Raw genomic sequence first — 16,147 nt, forward strand, 5'->3', positions numbered from 1 at the left:
CCATGGAATTCATGCTGCTGGCCGAACTGGCTATCAACGGCGCTTTGTCGGGTCTGATGTATTCTCTGGTGGCCATGGGCATCGTGCTGATCTACAAATCGTCTTCGGTGCCCAATCTGGCCCAAGGCGCGATGACCATGCTTGGAGCCTATTTCGTACTGGCAATCGCCGGCGGACTTGGCCTGCCGATCTGGGTAGCAATTCCACTAGCCATGGTGGCCATGTTCATCGTTGGCGTCGGCATTGAACGCGTCGCGCTGCGCCGCCTGGCAGGACGGCCGATCATCATGATCCTGATGATGACGCTCGGACTGGACATCTTTATCCGCGCCACTTCCATGGCGGTCTGGGGCAGCGCCGGCCGCCCATTATCGATCGGAATTTCCGACGAGCCGTTGTACTTGGGTCCGCTTCTGATCAACCGCGCCTATGTGATTGGGGCCGGGATTGCGCTGGTATTGTTCGCCATCTTCGTGTTCTTTTTCCATACCCGGCGCGGTATCGTCCTGCGCGCCATCTCCGACGACTATATCGCCTCCTGGTCGGTCGGCATTTCGGTGGAACGCGGTGTGGCGTTTTCCTGGGCCATGTCGGCGGTGGTCGCCACCACGGCTGGTGTGCTGTGGGGATCGATCCAGGGCGTGCATCAGGGTTTGGCGCTGCTGCTGCTCAATGGCCTGACGGTGGCAGTGCTGGGCGGCATGGACAGCATCGGCGGCGCCATCCTGGCCGGCATCCTGCTCGGACTGATCGAAGGTGTTGCTTCCGGTTTCCTCGATCCCCTGGTAGGCGGCAGTAGCCGTGAACTGGTGGTTGCCGCGACGCTTGTTCTGACCATCTTGATCCGGCCGCACGGCCTTTTCGGACGGCATGACATCGAAAGGATCTGACCGCCATGCTATTTCGCCAATCCGGGATTCTCCATACTAGCTACGCCAGCGCGCAGTCTCTGTTTCCGCTGTCGGCAGACCGCTGGATGATCAGCGCGCTGCTGGCGCTGGCACTGTCCGCGCCATTTACGATGAGCTCGCTGACCGTCAGCACCGTGCTTCTGCCGTGGCTGGTCTGGACTGCGGCGGCGCTCGGCCTTAACCTGATCCTGGGCTGGGCTGGGCAGTTTCACTTCGGCTATGCGGCCATCATGGGCATCGGCGCTTACACCGCGGTGCATGGGGCGCGCAACGGCATTCCCTGGGAAGTCGCGGTGATCCTCGGCGGCGTAATGGCGGCTGTCATCGGCATCGTCTTCGCCTTCGCCGCACTGCGCGTCAAGGGGCTGTATCTGGCGCTGAGCACGCTGGCGCTGCAATTCGTGATGGACTGGGTGATCGCCCACGTGCCAGCCATCAGCGGCGGATCGCAGGCTACGCTGCAGGCCCCGTCCATGCAACTGCTGGGCCAGGCGATCACTTCGGAACGCGGCTTGTACTACGTGGCCCTGGGATGGTGCCTGTTAGTTACCATGTTCATGCTGAACCTGCGTCGCACCGGCCTGGGCCGCGCCCTGGTGGCCGTGCGCGAGAAGGACTTCGCCGCAGCAGTGATCGGGGTGCACAGCCTCTATTACAAGCTGATCGCCTTCGCTACATCGTCGTTCATTGGCGGCGTCACCGGAGCGATCCTGATCTTCACGTTCTATCGCGCGGCCACACCGGAGCAGTTCGCGGTGAACGTTTCCATCGAGATTCTTGCCATGGTAATTGTCGGCGGACTGGGCAGCATCATCGGCAGCTACTTCGGCGCCGCATTCATCCTGCTCATGCCCGGGATGATGAACAGCTTCATCACCTGGGTCGCTCAGCTGGCCGGCGTGTCGCTCGGCGTGGAAACCCTGGCGCATATCCCGCACGCGGTCTATGGGGCGCTGATTATCCTGTTCCTGCTGATCGAACCGATGGGACTGGGGAAGTTGTACGGAAACATACGCAACTACCTGCTGGTATGGCCATTCGGCTATGCACGGAAATAGAGGCGACATCATGCTGACCACCGAACAATCCGCATCACCAGTAGTGGCGCCCTCGCAGGGCAGCGAGCCGGGCGGCATGGTGCTGTCGCTCAACAATGTCGAAGTCATCTACGACCATGTTTCACTGGCGATCAAAGGGGTCTCGATAGAGGTGCCGCAGTCCGGTATGGTCGCCTTGCTGGGAGCCAATGGCGCAGGCAAGAGCACGACCCTCAAATCGGTCAGCGGCCTGCTGCGCCCGGAGCGTGGGCTGGTCACGCGCGGCGAGGTGCGTTTTCTCGGACACAACATCGATGCGTTGCTGCCCCAGCAGCGGGTGAAGATGGGTATCGCGCATGTCCTGGAAGGCCGCCGCGTGTTCGAGCACATGACGCCCGACGAAAACCTGGTGGCAGCGTCTGCGGTGCGTGGCAGCCGACAGGACATGCTGCGCCACAAGGACATGGTCTACACCTATTTCCCGCGCCTGTTTGAGCGTCGGACCGCGCAAGCTGGCTATCTGTCCGGTGGCGAACAGCAGATGCTGGCCATCGGCCGCGCGCTGATGACTCAGCCCAAGCTGCTGATGCTGGACGAACCGAGCCTGGGCCTCGCGCCTTTTCTGGTGGCGGAGATCTTCGATATTGTCCGCCGCATCAACAAGGAAGAAGGCTTGTCGGTGCTGCTGGTGGAACAGAATGCGATTGCCGCGCTCGAAGTGGTGTCGCACGCTTACCTGATCGAGAACGGGCGCGTGGTGATGCACGACGGCGCTGAGGCCATGAAGAAGAACCCCGATATCCAGGAGTTCTACCTGGGCGGCACGGAAGGCCGTAGCTTCCACGACATCAAGCATTACCGGCGCCGCAAGCGGTGGCTGACCTGAATTCTGGCCGAGCGCGGGGCGCATCCGGCTGCCCCGAAGCTCGGTCCGACGCATAGTCCTGGGTTGTACCGTACGGGGTGCCCGATGGACTCTTATAAACCCGTACGCGTTAAAGGAGACAACGATGACATCGAAGTTACTTTCCGTCGTGGCGGGTCTGGGGCTGGCGCTTGCAGGCCTGCATGCTGCACACGCACAGCAGGCCCAGCCGATCAAGTTTGCGCTGTGTTATGACCTGAGCAAATCTTATGGCTTCGTCACGCCGCAAATCTCCCAGGCGGCGACCGATTATGCGAACCTGCTCAATCAGACGGGCGGCATCGAGGGCCACCCGGTCGAAATCCTGGTCCAGGACCATGGCAACGAGCCGCAACGCGGGATCGAATGCTATGAAAAGATGAAGCGCGAAGGCGCGCTGACTTTCGATTTCCTCTCCACGCCGGTTTCCCGCGCTGTCCTGCCGCGCGCCATGGAAGACGGCAACGTCATGATCCAGTCTTTCGTCGGGCGCGGTGATGCGATCGACGGCGAAGTGTTCAAGTGGGTGTTCCCGATCGGGCCGACCTACTGGGGCCAGATGGCCAACAACGTGCACTACATCAAGACCAAGCACAATAATTCGCTCAAGGGCGTCAAGATCGCCTTCATTTATCCAGACTATCCATTCGGGCAGGAGCCCATCGGCGTGCTCAAAACCCTGGCCGCTCGCGAAGGCTTCGAGCTGCAGCTCGTTCCCTACCCGATGCCTGGCAACAACCAGACCTCCGCTTGGAGCCAGATGCGGCGAGTCAACCCCGACTGGGTGATCAGCTGGGGCTTATCCAATATGCATGTGGTCAGTTCACGCGAAATGAAACGCAACGGCATTCCCATGGACAAGTACATCTCGGTCAACTGGCTCAACGAAGTCGATATCGCCAACATCGGCCCGGAGGCGGCCAAGGGCCTCAAACGCGGCACCAATGTGACCGGCGGGCAGAACCACCCGCTCATCCAGCAGATCTCGAAGGAGCTCTATGACAAAAACAAAGGTGCCGGCGACCGCAAGCATCTGAACGACATTTACTACAACACCGGCCTGGCCATGTATGCCAGCGTGTTTGAAGGTGCGCGCCAGGCGATCCGCCAGGGAGGCTGGCCGCTGAACCCGGAGAAGATGAAGCGCGGTTTGGAAAGCCTGAAGAACTTCGATGGCAACGGCCTTATCGCTCCAGTGACCGTGACCGCCAAGGACCATGGCGGCGGCGGCAAGACCCGCATCGACATGTGGGACGGCGCAAAGTGGGTGCCGCAGACCGACTGGTTCTCCGCCTATGACGATGTGATCCAGGAAATCGTCAAGAAGGAATCGTCCGAGTTCGCGAGAAACAAGAAGTAGTCGGCGACACGGCACGAAAAGGCGAACAGAACGATACGCCTGTTTGCCTTTTTTCATTTCACATTGCGGTGGGCATGCCATCACTCAAAGGTAAAGCAATGAGCAACGAGGTTCTCTTCGACCAACAGGACGGCGTGGCAACCATCACTCTGAATCGTCCCGAAGCGCGCAATGCGCTCTCGGTATCCGCCTCCAACCGGCTCCTCGAATTATGGGACCTGATCGACGGCTCGAACACGATCCGTGCGGTCATCCTGACTTCGGCCGACTGCGGCACGTTCTGCGCCGGCATGGATCTCAAGGAAGCAGCGCGCATCAAGGCCAAACAGGGCAAGGATATCCTCAGCATGATCAAAGACCCGATGCACCAGCGTATGCGCCGCGTGCGCCAGCCTGTGATCGCGGCGATGACCGGTCATGCCACCGCCGGCGGCATGCTGCTGTCCCTGAACGCCGACCTGCGGGTCGGGCTGGCCGGCACCCGCATGGGCATCACCGAAGTCAAGATCGGACGCGGCTCGCCGTGGGCGGTGCCGCTGGTATCGATGCTGCCGCAGCCGTTGGTGATGGAAATGGTACTGACCGGCGAACTCGTTCCCATCGAGCGACTGCAAGCGCTAGGCTTCGTCAATCATGTGGAAGCGACGCCCGATGCGGTGCGCGAACGCGCCGCGTCACTTGCCCGAATCATCCGCGACAATGCTCCCCTCTCGGTGATGGCGGGCAAACAGTCCGTGCTGGCCGCAATGAGCAAGGGTTGCGAGGAGGGATTCAAAGCCGCGTTGGAAATCCATCAGCCGGTGTATGCCAGCGCCGATGCGGTGGAAGGCCCGCGCGCCTTTGCCGAAAAAAGGAAGCCGGTCTGGCAGGGAAAGTAGCCGGCGGCGTCCACTTTCCCGGAGCCTGAACCGGGCGCCGGGTGCCTGCCCGCCTGCCCTTTTCCGCTCTCGTGACGGAGCTCCTTTAAACCGCCCCTTCGAGCGCCCTTTTACCCGGCAGACAACACAGATATCGAGCGATTCGCGGCGGCGCCTGACGCAATGAGAGCGATTCTGCTCAGGCCCGCCGAAAGCACGGCAGCGCCATGCCGTCGCCGACTGGCTCGCAGACCAGTTCCACCGCCATGTCGAATTCGACCTTCTCCGGATCGCCCCCTACCAGCGAGCTGATCATGCGCGGTCCCTCCTCCAGCTCGACCAGCAGCACGGCGTAGGGAGTGTCGCCCTTGAAGGCCGGGCCCGGCGCACGATAGACCACGCTAAAAGAGTGCACCTTGCCGCGCCCGCTGGCGGCACGGTGTTCCAGCCGGGACGAGCCGCAATCGCGGCAAATCCCCTGCTGGTAATAATGGACGCGGTGACAAGCCAGGCAGTGCTGCAGCAGCAGCTTGCCATCGGCGATCCCTTCCCAGAAGACGGCAGAATCGGCGTCGGGAAGCGGCAACGGTTTTTTCAACGCGTCTTCGGGCCTGATCATAATGTGCTCTCCGTGCCGAGAATGGTGGTGGCGTTGGTTGCAAATCCCGCCCCGAGGCTGTGCACCAGGCCAAGAGCAGCGTTTGCGACCTGACGTTCCGCGCACTCCCCGCGCAGCTGGCGGATGACTTCGTAAAAATGAAACAGCCCGCCCGGCATGCCCGAATGCGCGAATGCCAGCAGGCCGCCATGCGTGTTGGTGGGGATCGCACCGCCGTAGGTCATCTGGCCATCCTCGACGAAACGCCCGCCCTCGCCCTTCGGGCAGAAACCCAGGTCCTCCAGCATCATGATGACGGTGCCGGTGAAGCAATCGTAGATGCCCGCCACATCGATGTCGGAGGGGCCGCAGCCTGCCATCGCATAGGCCTTGTGGCCAGACTGCAGCGCGCCGGTCGTGGTCAGCGAAGGCATGAGGAAGATGTGTTCATGGGTATAGCATTCCCCGGCGCCCAAGATGTAGACCGGCGTCTTCACGCCCAGGGAGCGTGCGCGCTCGGCCGAGGTGACAACGAAAGCCGCGCCGCCATCGGAGATCAGCGAGCAGTCCAATTTGTGATACGGCGTGGTGACCATTCCCGAGTTCAATACGTCCTCGACGGTGATCGGCGTGGTCATCTGGGCGCCGGGCGTGCGCCGCGCATGCTCGCGCTGTGTGACCGCGACCATGGCCAGTTGTTCGGCCGTCGTGCCGTACTCCTTCATGTGACGGTGCGCAGTCATGGCAAAGGTATTGGCAACAGGAATGCCGAAGGGCATCTCATATTGCTGGTCGCGGCTCTCCGTCATCGAACGCAAGGCAAGATCGGGAGAGAGGCCGCTGAGCAGGCTGTCCCCGCCAACTACCAGGATGGTATCGGCCAACCCGCCGGCAATGGCTGCGGCCGCGACGTTGAACAGAGTGGCGGCTGTCGCTCCGGATACCTGCAGGGTATTGGAGAACGTAGGCTGGATACCCAGGTACTCACTGAACGCTACGCTGAAACGGTGAAACGGCGAGGCGAAAGCAGAACAGGCCAGCACGCCGTCGATCTGCTGTTTGCCGATGCCGGCGTCTTCCAGCGCCCTGCCTGCTGCCTGGGCGGCGAGCAGCAACGGACTCTTGCCGGGCACCTTTCCCACTTCGGACAGCCCTGCGCCAATGATGGCAGTCTTGCCGCGCAGGCTGGATCGATGCGTGTTCATCATGTGTTGTGCTCCCTCATTGCGCCGACCCGGTAACCGCGCGCAGTTCAGCCACCGCTTCCGGATTCACCAGCGCGGTCAGGTCGCCCGGCTCGTTGCCTTGAAAAACGGCGCGCACGACCCGGCGCATCACTTTCATATTGCGGGTTTTCGGCAAATCACTAACAAATACTACCTGCTGCGGCCGGTAGGAAGCGCCCATTCCCGTCACAACCGCGCGGGACAGTACAGCGGCGCTGTCCTCGTCGGGCGCCACGCCCGGCATGGCCACGCAGACACAGACAATCGCCGAGCCCTTGAGTGGATCGGGCACGCCGATGACTGCAGCTTCGGAAATCAGGCCGGTCGCCATGAGCAGACTTTCTATCTCGGAAGGCCCGGTACGCTTGCCCGATACTTTGATCGTGTCGTCCGACCGGCCGAGGATGAAGTAAAGGCCGTCCTCATCCTGCATCGCGAAGTCGCCATGCACCCAGATGCCCGGGATGGTGTTCCAGTAGCTTTCCAGGTAACGCGCGTCGTCCTTCCAAAGGCTCTTGGTCATGCCGATCGAGGCCTGGCGCAGCACCACCTCGCCCACCTGTCCAGGCGGCACCTGTCTGCCGGTGTCGTCGACGATGTCCGTGCCCATGCCCAGCCCGCGCCCGCCGAAGGAGCCCGGCTTCATTGGATGATGAACGGTGCCCGTGAAGATGCAGCCGCCGACCTCGGTCCCGCCCGAGACATTGATGATCGGCAGTGCCGACTTGCCCACGCGCTCGAAGAACCAGCGCCACGGTGCTTCGGTCCAGGCCTCGCCCCCCGAGCACAGGATGCGCAGCGCGGACAAATCATAACTGTCGACCTCATCGCCATGCCGCATCAGGCCGCGGATCAGCGTCGGCGAGACGCCCAGGTAAGTCACCTTATGGTCCTGGATCAGGCGCCAGAATCGCCCGGTATCGGGATAATCCGGCGTGCCCTCGGCAACCAACAGGCTGCCACCAAACATACTCGGGATGCAGGCGCACATCGCGCCGACCATCCATCCCATGTCGCTCATGAAGAAGAACCGGTCACTTTGCTTGAAGTCGCCGCAGATATGCATGTCCCTCGTCACCATCGAACCGAGAAAGCCGACATGGGTCCAGACGCAACCTTTGGGCTTGCCGGTCGTACCGGAGGTGTACAGCAGGATCGCGGGCGCCTCCGCTTCCATTTCTTCCGTGGGAAAGTCGTCGGGCTGTCCGTCGATGACCTCGCTCCACCAGCGATCGCGTCCGGCCTGCATCGGTGTCGCCAGCGTGTCCCCCATGCGTTTGAGCACGATCACGTGCTTCACATCCCTTGCCTCAAGCAGGGCTTCATCGAGCACAGGCTTGAGCGCGGCTGTGGTGCCGCGCCGCCAGGTGCCATCCGCCGTGATGACGGCCTTCGCACCGCCATCCTTCAGGCGCGTGGCCACAGGATGGGCGCCGAACCCGGAAAACAGCGGCATGAGGATGGCGCCGATCTTGATCACCGCGAAAAAAGCGACGTAGGTTTCCGGCAGATTCGGCATGAAGATGCCGACCGTGTCACCGCGGCCGATACCCAGCGCCTTGAGGCCGGCGGCAAAACGGCATACCTCGGCATCGAATTCGCGGTAACTCAGACTACGTCTTTCCTCCGACCGCTCGCCTTCCCACGTCAGGAAGGTGCGATCCCATGCCGGTGTGCCGCGGTGCTTGTCCAGGCAGTTCAGCACCAGGTTAGTGGTGCCGCCGACGCACCAGCGTGCCCAGGCAATACCGCCCGATGCATCGAGCATCTGGTCATAGTTCCGGTAGAACCGTATGCCGCAAAAGCGGAACACGTGTCCCATGAGCCATGCGGGATCGGCGTCGGCCTTCTGCACCAGGGACTCGTAGTCAGGCATGCCGGTGAGCGCGAGAAATGCGCGCAGATTGCTCTGCTCGACGAGTTGCCGGGAAGGCATCCAAGAGAATTGTCCTGTCCGTTCTTGTTTTTCCATGCTGATCATGTTCCTTCGCAGGATGCTAGCCAGGTCTTAGCGGTCAGCCACATCCTTTCGACTTCATGCCGTTGGATCTTTCCGGTGCTGCTGCGCGGAAAATCGGTCTCGACCACAAACCGTATTTCCTTGGGCTGCTTATAGCTGGCGAGGCGTTCGCTGCACCATTGCGCCAGGGCGGCGCTCGACACCTCTGGACAGCGCGGCGCAACGAATGCCACCGGGACTTCGCCCCATTTCTCGTGGCGCTGGCGAACCACGACGGCATCCATCACGTCGGGATGCGCGAGCAGCACACGCTCGATTTCCGCCGGATAAATGTTCTCTCCTCCGGACTTGATCAAGTATTTCACCCGGTCCACGAAATCGAGCGTGCCGTCCGGCTGCCGCACGAACATGTCTCCCATGTGGAACCAGCCGCCGCGGAAATCCTCGGAATTCGTCTGGTCGGCCCGCCAGTAGCCGCTAAACAACGTCGGCCCACGGATGATGAGTTCACCGGGCATCCCGTCAGGTACGTCGTTCCCATCAGCGTCCACCAACCGGATGCGGCAAAAGCCAGATTCCCGCTTGGACAAGCTGGCGGGAATCTGGCCGATCGGCAGCATGGCGGCAGAAGCCGGCGGCAGGCCGGTTTCGGTGCTGCCAAAAGTGTTGAGGTAAGGCGCGTTCATCAGCGTGGTCAGCTCGGCGATCTGCTGCAGCGGAACCAGGTCGGCCATGGCGCCGACCATCCTGACGGACCTGATCTGGGCGTCGCGCCGCTTGATCGCGCTAATCAGGTTTTCGATCATCCCTGGCATCGCGACCAGCCAGCCGATGGGCTCGCGTTCGAGCACCGTGATCATGCGATCGACCTGCAGCCCGTCCTGCACGATTACTTTGCCGCCCAGCATCAGCGTCGCCAGGCTGAAATCGGTAGCGGCCATGTGAAAGAGCGGTGACCACGCAAGGTAATTATCGTAGCGAGTAATCCCGTAATCCGCAGCGAATGTCGCGGCGCGGGCAATCATCGCGCGGTGGCTGATCAGTGCGCCCTTTGGCAGGCCAGTAGTGCCGCTGGTATAGAGGATGACCAGTCCGTCCCCGCCCGCCACGTCGATGGCAGGCTCGCCCTCTGTGGCGTTGGCCAAGAGGGTCTCATATTCGCGCTCGATGACAACCGTACCGGGCACGCCATGATCAATGCGCGCGAGCTGCATCACATAGCGCTCGGAAACCAGGATCAGGGACGGCTCGGTCAGGCGGATGCAATGCAGCAGCTCGGCATCGGACAGCCGCCAATTCAAGCAAGGCACGATGACTCCCAGCTTGGCAGCGGCCAGCTCCAGTTCCAGGTAGGGCAGGCAGTTTTCGGAAAGGATCGCCACCCGATCGCCGTGGCGGATACCTCTTGAAAGCAGAACCTGCGCCAAGCGATTGACACGTCGGTTAAGCCCAAGGTAAGTCAGACTGCGCTCTGCACTCTCCAGGGCGATTGCATGCGGCTGAACAACCGCATGCTTGCGGACAATATCACCGACCGCGAGATCAAAAGCTGAATCGAAAGCATTCAATCCATTCTCCTTCTCCCAGCTTCCGCCATTCCTAGTCCGTTAGAGGAAGTAGACAAACCTTTGTTTGGCATGGTGATTACAGTCGTATTCCAATCCTCTATTGTTTGCAATCAGACGAACACAGTCTACCTAACGGTTGACAGGTATGCAAGCGGAAGGGTAAGCTGCTTTAACAAAGCAGCGCAATATATCTCTCCTTCGTTATCATAGGGCCGAGTTTGCGCAATGCTTTGCAGGATCAGCCTTTTTGCGTGTGTTCTAAATCCCGGCTCCGCGCTCCACGGCAGCCGTGAACGCACGTGGGAGGTTGCTATTGATTGCGTTCCGTCCATCGCGCACAGGCCTATGAATGCTGCGGCAGACTTCGTCCTCCTGATCTGCCATCTTTCCTCGTCCTGAAAGGAAGAATCGATGATGTTGAAAAACTCGCCGCTGCCTTGTCCTCTCTCGCTCTCTGTTCCATTGCAACCCAATCGCCCGTACAGGTTTCCAGCGATGTGGTGAAGACAGGGTTAGCTGTCGATCTATCCAGCCTGGATGCAAATGTTACAGGGCAAGGCGTGATCCACTCCGTAAGACGGGCGAATGTCGACATGGGAGGATCCGTCGATACCAAGAAGATCGAACTGGTTTTTGCGGATTACCAGAACGAGGCCGACGTCGCGGCGAATAAGGCCAGGGAATGAGTAGAACGACCAAGGCCGAATCTAATTGCGCGCTCTGGAAATAGCCGGAACCACCCGCCCGATGGCTTTATTGTAGATGATCGGACGGAGTACCCGCAGCAGACGGCGCACAATTGACCACATGTGACCATTCAGGATAGAAGGGCGCCATGCAGACAGATGACATCTCCATCGTTGCTCTGGGCTTATATTCTAAATACCTGCCGTCGGCAGGAGACTCAAGACCGTCGGGCGGACGTGCAGGACCGACATTTGCATTTTCCTTAATACTATTCACATGACTGAAGTGTTGTCCACTGCTCTGCGGTTCGTGAACAATGAATCGGACATCAAAGGATTGCTCGTATCGGGTTCCTTTGTGTATGGCATTGCCGAAAGCCTGCTGGCGCAATCGACCACGATAAAGACCGAGTATGATTTCCTGAACATAAAACTGACTGTCCACAGCACGGTCCCCTGTTCCCGTGTAATACAGAGCATGTCGAATACAAAGTCGTCGAAGCCCGGCCGTCGCAAAGCCGGTCCGCCTGGGGCCTGGTGCACACCCTCAACTAAGTGGTCAGGCAGTATGGCAACGCTACACCGACCTACAGCCGGCTTCGCATGATCAAATGCAGAACCGAACCTGGTTGACACCCTCATTCCGGTGGCTAGCCGGATGACACTATTGACTACACTATCGGACCGTTTGAAACTTTGCATCAATCGTACCAATGGCATCACGAAGGCTACCGAATCATGAAATCGACTGGAGGAGGCAACATGAAAGGCTTGAAAGATAAGGTTGTAATCGTTACAGGCGGCGCGGGCGGCATAGGCACGGCCATATGCAAGCGTTTTGCGGCCGAGGGCTCCGCAGTCGCTATCTTCGATCTGAACCGTGCAGCGGCCGACAAGCTTGCCGACGAACTGCGCGGCGGCGGAGCAAGGGCATCCAGCCATGGCTTCGATATCAGCGATCATGCGGCAGTCGCCGCCGAGGTCGCTCGCGCCGAGTCGGAACTTGGCCCGATCGATGTGCTGGTTAACAATGCCGGATGGGACCATGCAGCCCGTTTCATCGATACCACGCCTGAATTGTGGCAGAAACTAATTGCCATCAATCTCGTCGGCCCACTCAACCTGCACCACGCCGTGGTCAAGGGCATGGCGACGCGCGGGCGAGGACGGATCGTCAATGTGGCATCAGATGCCGGCCGGGTTGGGTCTTCGGGCGAGTCGGTGTACTCTGCTTGCAAGGGCGGAATCATTTCGTTTTCCAAAACGCTGGCACGTGAGCTGGCGAGAAAGCGCATCAACGTCAATGTCGTCTGCCCTGGCCCGACCGATACCGCTCTGTTCCGTGACTTTGCCGGCGAGGGCGAGAGCGGAGAAAAGTTGCGCAGCGCACTAGAAAAGGCGATCCCCTTCGGCCGGCTCGGGCAGCCGGAGGATGTGGTCGGTGCCATTTGTTTCCTGGCTTCCGATGACGCCGCTTTCATCACCGGTCAGGTGCTGTCTGCATCCGGAGGTCTGACCATGGCTGGCTGATGGGAGGTATACGGTACGTAACTCCGGCTATGTACCAGCGCGCGTAGCAGTCTCGCGTGACCTTGCCCTGGCGTGTCATCAATTGACAAGACGTTATGGATTACGGGACGACCAGTGGGAACCGAACAAGGATTGGCTGCCCGGTCGAGACGGCGTTTGCCATACTGGACGCTCCGGTGCTGCTGCCGCTGCCGATGCAGCACTACGAGATGGCGCGCTTCAAGACCGTGAAGGTCAACATCGACTACCACGTCGAGATCGAGGCTCATCGCTACAGCATGCCGCATGCATTGGTCGGGCAGGAACTCGATGCGCGCATCACCGGCCATGCAGTGGAACTGCCGCATCGCGGCCAGCGTGTCGCCTGCCACGCCCGTAGCGAACGGCGCGGTGCGTTCACCACCGTGCCCGAGCACATGCCAGCAGCGCACCGCGCTCATCTGGAATGGACCCCGCAGCGCCTGATCGACTGGGGGGAGTGTATCGGCATGGCCACCGGCGCCATCGTCACGCGGCCGCTGTCGGCCAACAAGCACCCGGAACACGGCTACCGTGCCTGTCTAAGCCTGCTGTCGCTGGCCAAGCGCTACGGCGAACCACGGGTGGAAGCAGCGTGCACGGTCGCGTTGTCGATTGGTGCTTGCTGCTATCGCAACGTACGCGACATCCTGGCCAACAAGCGCGACCAGGTCGCTCCTGGCGCGGCGGGCGACTGGGTTAGTCCGGACCATCCGGATGTGCGCGGCGCCGGTTATTACCAATAACGTGAAGGACATCCCATGATGATGCATACGACCATGGCGCAATTGCGCACCCTGAAATTGGATGGCCTGCCCAGTGCGCTTGAGGAGCAGCTACGCCAGCCCGGGGCGGCCGCCATGAGCTTCGAGGAACGTCTGATCTTGCTGGTGGATCGGGAAGTCCATTACCGAAACGACCGCAGACAGGAACGCCTGCTCAAGCAAGCAAAACTGAAGTATCCCCAGGCGGCCATCGAAGACTTGTACGCACGTACAGCGCGCGGTATCGATCGCCGCACGGTCATGAGCGTGGCGTTGGGCGACTGGGTAACGGCGGGCCACAGCATTCTGATCAGCGGTCCGACCGGCGCCGGGAAATCGTGGCTGGCTTGCGCGCTGACACAGTACGCGTGTCGGCGCGGGCACTCGGCGCTGTACCAGCGGATGCCACGTCTGCCGGAAGAATTGCGGATGCGGCATGGCAGCGGTGCCTTCGGCAGATGGTTGATCCAACTTGCCAAAACCGACGTCCTTGTATTGGGCGATTGGGGTATGGGCGCACTCGACAGTAGCGTGCGCTCGGACCTGCTGGAGATCATTGATGGCCGGGCCGCAAACAAGGCCACGATCATTACCAGCCAGATTACGATCGAGCACTGGCACGCCTGGATTGGGGACGCCACCATCGCCGATGCGATATTGGACCGCGTCATGCAACGCCATCAGCGATTCACACTGACCGGTGACTCGCTACGGCAATCGAAGCCAATAGCTGTGAAGGACGCTGCATAGCCAGCATGGTGGCGCTAGACCGACTTACCCACGGCGGCGAACGTTCATGGTCTTTACACTGACCACGCCCGCCGCCGTGGATAAGTCTGCATCGTCAGACCAGCAAAAGCCGCCCCGTAGTTCATAAAAAAGGAGGAATAATGGACGCATCGTGACCGCACCCCTTACAATTTGAGCACGCAACACCGCTCTACTGCGCAGTGGTCATGTTCAGCCGAAATAGCCGGTTATCTTCGCCGAAATACGCATTAGGTTGAATGTCGAAGTTTAGGTAGTCAATGGTGCCTTCTGAGAACGCTTTTCCTGATGTTATTATGGTTTCTAAACGCGGGAAAATAGGAGTAATGCATAGAACTGGCTTTGACAGAATCTGTCACCCTGTAAAATCAATGGTTTAGGTGATACATAACGCACCATCGACTTATCAAAGTCCCGACTAATCGCACTCCGCTTGGCTAGCTGATGTCACAAGCTTACGATTGATTTCACAGCCGGTCCTTATTGATGGTTCTACTGCTTGCCACACTTGCAGCATGACCGTGCCTGGGTGAAGCACTACATGCGTTTCACGCTGTCGGCTTTAGTCTGATCCTTGATGGCGTGGTGTTGACAGGTATGCAGAATGTCGAACTTCCTATGGCAATCTTTTTCTCTGGGCTTCCGACATTGATTGACAAGGGATCGCTGATCTCGACGAGCCAGCCGACAGGATTAAATGCGACCTGGTTCACGGACGCAGCGGGACAAAAACATCTACTGGCAGTCCACTATCACGCAATCATGCATCGCAAGATAAAGGTGGCGTCTTCTGGCGGCGGCGCTCGCGCTCTGCAGACGCAGTAGACACGCCTTTTATTACACAGAAACCCACGTGCAGGTTATGGATCTGCAATTGTGTCGCCGGGTATGGAGCGTTACCAACCTAATCGAATTGCTTTATCAAGCGGTAGCATCGAGCGCTATCACAGCACCCAAAAGTACTGCCGCCCCGATCCGCGCTGTAGGTTTGCCCCAATTTCCAGATGAGCGTCAAGGTGGCTTTTGCGTTAACTCAAATCTCGCTGGAACTGGCTATGCAAGGGCTTTTATTGGTCTATAACGAAGACGTATGTTTAAGGAGTGCCAAGGATCGAACGTCCACGCCTCGGTTTTGTTGTGGCGCGCCTGCCTAACGTGCGGCATGCGAATGCCTAGCAGCCCAAGCAGAATTGCCAGAGGCGGCAATCATCATAATTAAATGACGATGGTTACAAAGATCAATCAAACGGTGGTCGAAGACATCTGGCGGCGAACTGAGGGTGATGCTCGTCTGCCAAACACGGTTCTGCAAAACGCAGACCAGCTAGTGCTGTGCTCGGTTGTCATCCGATGCCTCCGCTTCAGCGCCGCCCTCGCCACCTTGCTTGACGAGCACCATGGCGACGTAAACGATATCGCCATGTTAGAAAAAGAGCTGCCCTGGATCGACGGGTGCATCGCACATTTTCCTCATTTCCGGAATTTGCCAGCCACAGACCTGATTCGCAGCTGGATAGCGCGGTCCACGATGCTTCATCTGATCGAAGAAGGCAGGAAGAACACCGCCAATCAGTGCCCCGGACAACTGTAGGATTCTCGCATGCTGATCCAATCATTCACCCGAAACACGCGCGGCCGCGACCTTATCGTCGGTGATGTCCACGGCTGCTTTAGCGCGCTGCAAGCGCATCTGGATGTGCTCGGCTTCGACCCGGAGGTCGAAAGGCTGTTCTGTACCGGTGATCTCGTTGACCGCGGCGCTGAGTCCGACTTGGCAAAAGAATGGCTTTCCAACAAGCCTTGGTTTTACACGGTGCGCGGCAATCACGAGGCTTAGGAACCCTATTCTCCATTTCGTAAACAAACAACGCCCCGCCTCAAGCGGGGCATTTTATTACGCGTTTATTTCTTGACAAGGCATGTAAACGCGTAAATACTTAAGTCACACCTTTTTATTTCG

14 protein-coding genes and 1 pseudogene are annotated in these 16,147 nt (G+C 59.6%); 11 read left to right on the forward strand and 4 right to left on the reverse strand.

All coding sequences use genetic code 11. From position 1 onward, the window contains the following. Window positions 1-2: 2 nt before the first annotated feature. The 5 genes from IGW03_RS29640 to IGW03_RS29660 all read left to right on the forward strand — a co-directional run bounded on the left by IGW03_RS29640 (window position 3) and on the right by IGW03_RS29660 (window position 5,090). Window positions 3-890: a branched-chain amino acid ABC transporter permease gene (locus tag IGW03_RS29640; RefSeq protein WP_151638207.1), complete on the forward strand. Its 888-nt coding sequence runs from the start codon at window positions 3-5 to the stop codon at window positions 888-890. 5 nt (window positions 891-895) lie between these two features. Further along, window positions 896-1,969 carry a branched-chain amino acid ABC transporter permease gene (locus IGW03_RS29645; RefSeq protein WP_151638208.1) on the forward strand — a complete coding sequence of 358 codons (1,074 nt, stop codon included), beginning with the start codon at window positions 896-898 and terminating at the stop codon, window positions 1,967-1,969. Window positions 1,970-2,045: 76 nt separating this feature from the next. Then, entirely contained in the window at window positions 2,046-2,834 is a 789-nt protein-coding gene (locus IGW03_RS29650) for an ABC transporter ATP-binding protein (protein ID WP_192805217.1), read from the forward strand. Window positions 2,835-2,958: 124 nt separating this feature from the next. After that, window positions 2,959-4,212, forward strand: a complete 1,254-nt coding sequence (locus tag IGW03_RS29655) for an ABC transporter substrate-binding protein (RefSeq protein WP_151638210.1) — start codon at window positions 2,959-2,961, stop codon at window positions 4,210-4,212. 98 nt (window positions 4,213-4,310) lie between these two features. Further along, window positions 4,311-5,090 (forward strand): enoyl-CoA hydratase/isomerase family protein, encoded by a 780-nt coding sequence (locus IGW03_RS29660; RefSeq protein ID WP_151638211.1) that lies wholly within the window; start codon window positions 4,311-4,313, stop codon window positions 5,088-5,090. 178 nt (window positions 5,091-5,268) lie between these two features. On the opposite strand, the gene IGW03_RS29665 is transcribed toward IGW03_RS29660, so the two are convergent. Genes IGW03_RS29665 through IGW03_RS29680 form a run of 4 tightly spaced genes read right to left on the reverse strand, consistent with a single transcriptional unit; the run spans window position 5,269 to window position 10,421 of the window. Next, window positions 5,269-5,688 carry a Zn-ribbon domain-containing OB-fold protein gene (locus IGW03_RS29665; RefSeq protein ID WP_192805214.1) on the reverse strand — a complete coding sequence of 140 codons (420 nt, stop codon included), beginning with the start codon at window positions 5,686-5,688 and terminating at the stop codon, window positions 5,269-5,271. Next, window positions 5,685-6,875 (reverse strand): thiolase C-terminal domain-containing protein, encoded by a 1,191-nt coding sequence (locus tag IGW03_RS29670; RefSeq protein WP_151638212.1) that lies wholly within the window; start codon window positions 6,873-6,875, stop codon window positions 5,685-5,687. The genes IGW03_RS29665 and IGW03_RS29670 overlap by 4 nt, the downstream gene beginning before the upstream one ends. Before the next feature lie 13 nt (window positions 6,876-6,888). Continuing rightward, window positions 6,889-8,829, reverse strand: a complete 1,941-nt coding sequence (locus IGW03_RS29675; protein ID WP_225984831.1) for an AMP-binding protein — start codon at window positions 8,827-8,829, stop codon at window positions 6,889-6,891. A gap of 41 nt (window positions 8,830-8,870) precedes the next feature. Beyond that, window positions 8,871-10,421 (reverse strand): class I adenylate-forming enzyme family protein, encoded by a 1,551-nt coding sequence (locus IGW03_RS29680; protein ID WP_151638214.1) that lies wholly within the window; start codon window positions 10,419-10,421, stop codon window positions 8,871-8,873. A gap of 317 nt (window positions 10,422-10,738) precedes the next feature. On the opposite strand from IGW03_RS29680, the gene IGW03_RS29685 reads away from it, so the two are divergent. From IGW03_RS29685 to IGW03_RS29715, 6 genes and pseudogenes are all read left to right on the forward strand, one after another. Beyond that, a complete protein-coding gene (locus IGW03_RS29685) occupies window positions 10,739-11,107 on the forward strand; it encodes a hypothetical protein (RefSeq protein WP_151638215.1) in 369 nt (122 codons plus the stop codon). 762 nt (window positions 11,108-11,869) lie between these two features. Continuing rightward, on the forward strand, window positions 11,870-12,637 hold the full coding sequence (locus IGW03_RS29690) for a glucose 1-dehydrogenase (RefSeq protein WP_151638216.1): 768 nt from the start codon (window positions 11,870-11,872) through the stop codon (window positions 12,635-12,637). Window positions 12,638-12,786: 149 nt separating this feature from the next. Continuing rightward, window positions 12,787-13,401, forward strand: a pseudogene (locus IGW03_RS29695) (Mu transposase domain-containing protein); the annotation flags it as partial. Window positions 13,402-13,416: 15 nt separating this feature from the next. After that, complete coding sequence (gene istB / locus IGW03_RS29700) at window positions 13,417-14,169, forward strand: IS21-like element helper ATPase IstB (protein ID WP_151638218.1); 753 nt, start codon at window positions 13,417-13,419, stop codon at window positions 14,167-14,169. 1,237 nt (window positions 14,170-15,406) lie between these two features. Next, window positions 15,407-15,778, forward strand: coding sequence for a hypothetical protein (locus IGW03_RS29710; RefSeq protein ID WP_151638219.1), 372 nt, complete (start codon window positions 15,407-15,409; stop codon window positions 15,776-15,778). 9 nt (window positions 15,779-15,787) lie between these two features. Next, window positions 15,788-16,024 carry a metallophosphoesterase gene (locus tag IGW03_RS29715; RefSeq protein ID WP_194726085.1) on the forward strand — a complete coding sequence of 79 codons (237 nt, stop codon included), beginning with the start codon at window positions 15,788-15,790 and terminating at the stop codon, window positions 16,022-16,024. The last annotated feature ends 123 nt before the right edge of the window (window positions 16,025-16,147 follow it).

It is taken from the genome of Noviherbaspirillum malthae, assembly GCF_015352985.1.
Taxonomy (GTDB): Bacteria; Pseudomonadota; Gammaproteobacteria; order Burkholderiales; family Burkholderiaceae_D; genus Noviherbaspirillum; species Noviherbaspirillum malthae.